Source organism: Parafrankia soli (genome assembly GCF_001854695.1).
Lineage (GTDB): Bacteria > Actinomycetota > Actinomycetes > Frankiales > Frankiaceae > Parafrankia > Parafrankia soli.
This window is the reverse complement of record NZ_MAXA01000085.1, coordinates 1-3852: the sequence shown is the minus strand read 5'-3', so window position 1 is coordinate 3852 and position 3852 is coordinate 1. Positions and strand designations below refer to the sequence as shown.

The window sequence follows — 3852 nt, the reverse complement described above, 5'->3', positions numbered from 1 at the left end:
CGGTGAGCACGAGCGGCAGACTCGGCTTACCTGCCATACCTCCATGACACCGCAGGTCCCATGAGATCGCAGATCTCCGGACCGGGACACTAGGCCGTTGCGCCGAGCAGTGCCTGGGCGAGCAGCGTGGCCGTGGTGCTCTGCCAGAGTTCCGGCGACCAGCCGAGGGTGCCCGTGGCGACGATGTAGTTCTCGGCGCTGGTGATCAGGAAGGCGAGATCGGCGGCGTCCTCGACGGTGAGCCCCGGGCGGAGCGCCGCGCGGTCGGCGAGCAGGCCGGCGAGAGCGCGGAACGCGGCGCGGCGTTGGCCCTCGTTCACGTCCCACTGCGCCGCGAGGTCGGGATCGGTGCCGACGGTGCCGCGGACGACGGCGAGCAGCGGCGCCACCCGCCCCATGATCTCGCGGCCGCCGTTCGTCCAGAGCTCGATCACCCGGACCGGGTCGGGCTCGGCGCTCAGCTCCTCGAGCCACGGCCGGTCGAGGAGCGCGACCGGCTCGTCGTCGCCGACCGCGGCCACGTCGAGCGCTTCCTTGAGCAGCGTCGCCTTGTTCCCGAAGTGGAAGTAGACGGTCTGCACGGCGACGCCCGCGCGCGCCGCGACCTGGTCGAGCGTCGTCGCGCCGTAGCCCTGGTCGAGGAACAGCTCCGCCGCCGCGGCGACGATCCGCCGCCTGGTCAGCCTGGTCTTCTCGGCCCGACTCGGCTTGTCCTTGACCCGACTCGGCCCGTCCTTGACGGAATCACTCACTCGCTAGAGACTACTCCAATGAGTCGCTAGAGCGAACTCTAGCCAAAGGAGGGGCCATGCCCGATCTCGCACCGATCCACCACGTGAAGATCCCGGTCAGCGACGTCCGCGCCAGCAGCGAGTGGTACCTGCGCGTGCTCGGACTGGAGGTGGTGATCGAGTTCACCGAGGACGGCGAGCTCCGTGGCGTCGCCCTGGGGACCCCGGACGGCACCACCCAAATCGCACTCCGGCACGACCCCGAGCGCGCCGCCGCCCTCTCCGGCTTCGACCTCGTCGCGCTCGGCGTCCCGACCCGCGACGGCATCCACGCCTGGGCCGACCACCTCGTCGCCCTCGACCAGAAGCACGGCGGCCTCGTCACCGGCCACCACGGCGGCACCGTCCTCGTCGGCCTCCACGACCCCGACGGCATCGAAATCCGCCTCTACGCCGACTGACCCGAGCCACAGACCGAGAACAGGCCAAGAACAACAGACCCAGAACGGGAGAATCTCCATGCGACACACCGACTCCGGCGGCGACGGCGAGCCGCTCGTCCTGATCCACGCAGCAGTCTTCGCCGACTGGTTCGTCCCGTTCGAGCGCGAGCCGGCCGTCGCCGGCCTGCGCCGCATCAGCGTCACCCGCACCGGGTACTCCGACCCCGCACCCGCCGAGCCGCTGTCGGTCGCCGACCACGCCGCCGAGTGCGCGGACCTGTTGCGCCGTCTCGGGATCGAGCGGGCCCGGGTGGTCGCGCACTCCTCCGGCACCGTGGTCGCGCTGCAGCTGGCCCTCGACCACCCGGAGCTGGTCGGCGAACTCGTCCTGGTCGAGCCGCCGCTGATCGACCCGCTCCTGCCGCCGCAGGACAGGGCGACGGTCGCCGCCGCGATCGGCCCTGCTCTGGGCGCGGCGATGGGCGCCGCCGCCCAGGGCGACCTGCGCACCGCCTTCGACACCTTCATGGCGGCGGTGTGCGGACCGGAGTACCGGTCCGTGATCGAGTCCGCCCTCGGCCGAGCCGGCCTGGAACGCGCCGAACGCGACTGCGGCTACTGCTTCACCGGCGAGATACCCGCGCTCGCCGCGTGGCACTTCGACGAGGAACTGGCGCGCCGGATCGAGCAGCCGGTCCATCTCGTCGCCGGCGGCGCGAGCCCACCCTTCACCCACCGCCTCGTCGACCACCTCGCCACGATGCTCCCCGACACCCGCACCACCGTCGTCCCCGGCGAGAACCACCTGCTCCCCCTCCGCGCCCCCACCACCCTCGCCGCCCTCCTCCCCACCCCGGCCCCCACCCCCTGACCAGTCCGACCGTTGCGCGCTGTACGGACATCGGCGGACGGCTACGGACGCCAGTGGACAGACCGAGCCGTGACGGGAGTAGTGTCACTTGGCGTAATCCATGCCTTACAAGCGAGTGGTCGCAGGTTCGGCCCCTGCCGCGCCCACGTGGCCTGTGGGTGAACGGGGGCGTTGACGTCCGGGCCGGGTTATCGGGTCGGGATCGCCACGATCACGCTGGTGCCGGTGTGCTGCGCCGTCGGCTGTACCTGCGGTCCGGGCGCGGGCTGGCGCAGGCCGATGAAGTATGTGACCACGCCCTCGAAGTCACCACCCGACCGCACCTGGACAACATTGGTGGTCGCGCGGACCGGGAACAGGTTGCGCGGAGCCGTAGCCCTGCCCTCCTCGTCATGGGCCGCCGCATTGTGGAAGACCACCTTGACGAAGGACCGGCCCCGCACGGCGACGGGAAGGCCGGAACCGTCCTGTATCAGTTCCGAGGCCGGCACGTACTGGACGGTGACCTCGGCGGGGGCGGCCAGCTGGAAGTGGAACCGGATGAGGTCCGCGTGGGCACTGGCCGCGTGTGCCGCGCTGATGCCCGTCAGGACCGGCATGACCGGTGCGACCGGTGCGACCGGAGACACCGGTGTAGCCGGAGTTACCGTTGGCCCTCCGGCCCGCGCCGGAACCGCCACGAACAGCAGACCCAGGACCAGTGCGACTGTCGCACCAAAAATCGCGCGCGCCATCCTCATGATGCACCACCCATTCCTTTTTCCTGGAGCAGATAAAACTGCTCCGGCGTACGGACGGGCTGATCGGGTTGTCGGGCCGTCCGGCTGATCCTGATTGCCGCGAGAAATCCGCTGAGGACAAGGCCGGTCGGATCGGAGGAAGTCGGTTTCAGCTCGCTGGCCGGAAGTCAGATGGATGGTGAGTGGTGATGGATGTCGGCATGGGCCCACCCCCATTCGTTGTCGGCCAAGCATGCGCGAGCGCCGGGCGGCCCGCCACCGCTGCCAGCCTTCGGCGGCCACCCCACCGGCTTCCCGCCGGCCAGATCACCCGCACCGGGGCTTTACGTACGCGGAGTCGGTGCACGCAGTCGGCGGCTGCTTCAGTCGAACTCGTTGTCCACGTCCGGGGGGACCCGAACCATTGCCCCACCTGTCTCTGCACCAGATATCGTGAACCCCGTATGGCAGCACCTCGCCCGGGTCCCGGAAACCGCAGCGTTCCAGGAGGGTCGGCCGCCCACCAAGTTTGCCGAGCTCCGCTACCACCTCGTTGTAGGAACCGGCCACCGTCATCTCCCGACCCCCGGGCAGGTTGATTCGGATGGAACCTTGATCCCAGATCCATTCCATCGTCACGTACATCTGTCCTGGTCAGCGGGTCACCGGCTCCACCGCTCTTCCTCGACCACTTCCACGGTTCAGGCCGGGTCGTCGAGGACGACCACGGCCTGGCAGGCTTCCTCGTCGCCTTCCCCTCACCGTCCCAGCCACGTGTCGCCTACATCCACTTCGCCGGACTACAACGACCCAGGACGACCCATGGTGATTTTCCGGCGCTTTCTGACGGACGATTCGTAGCCCAGCACTTGACGTCCACTCACATGCGGGCACCGAACTGGAGCTTTTCGCGGACACGGGAGCATCCTGAAGCAGGTAGTCGGGCGAATCAGCGCGTTCGACGCGCGCCCGGCCAGGTTGACGCAGGCGGGCGACCCTGTACTCCGCACGTTTGGTTTTCATGCTTTGACCTGCCCGTTTCGTGATCACGGGGGTTTGGTCGGGTCTACTCCGAGGAGGTTGAGTAC

General features: G+C 69.2%; 4 protein-coding genes. 2 read left to right on the top strand and 2 right to left on the bottom strand.

Annotated elements, in window-relative coordinates; all coding sequences use genetic code 11:
• Positions 1-89: 89 nt before the first annotated feature.
• A complete protein-coding gene (locus BBK14_RS09060) occupies positions 90-752 on the bottom strand; it encodes a TetR/AcrR family transcriptional regulator (protein WP_071060976.1) in 663 nt (220 codons plus the stop codon).
• Between the two features lie 56 nt (positions 753-808).
• Between BBK14_RS09060 and BBK14_RS09055 the strand changes: the two genes are divergently transcribed.
• Both BBK14_RS09055 and BBK14_RS09050 read left to right on the top strand, forming a co-directional pair.
• Positions 809-1192 (top strand): VOC family protein, encoded by a 384-nt coding sequence (locus tag BBK14_RS09055; protein ID WP_071060974.1) that lies wholly within the window; start codon positions 809-811, stop codon positions 1190-1192.
• A gap of 58 nt (positions 1193-1250) precedes the next feature.
• A complete protein-coding gene (locus BBK14_RS09050) occupies positions 1251-2045 on the top strand; it encodes an alpha/beta fold hydrolase (RefSeq protein ID WP_071060972.1) in 795 nt (264 codons plus the stop codon).
• Positions 2046-2233: 188 nt separating this feature from the next.
• Here the strand turns inward: BBK14_RS09050 and BBK14_RS09045 are convergent, their stop codons facing one another.
• Positions 2234-2785 (bottom strand): AMIN-like domain-containing (lipo)protein, encoded by a 552-nt coding sequence (locus tag BBK14_RS09045; protein ID WP_071060970.1) that lies wholly within the window; start codon positions 2783-2785, stop codon positions 2234-2236.
• Between the last annotated feature and the right edge of the window lie 1067 nt (positions 2786-3852).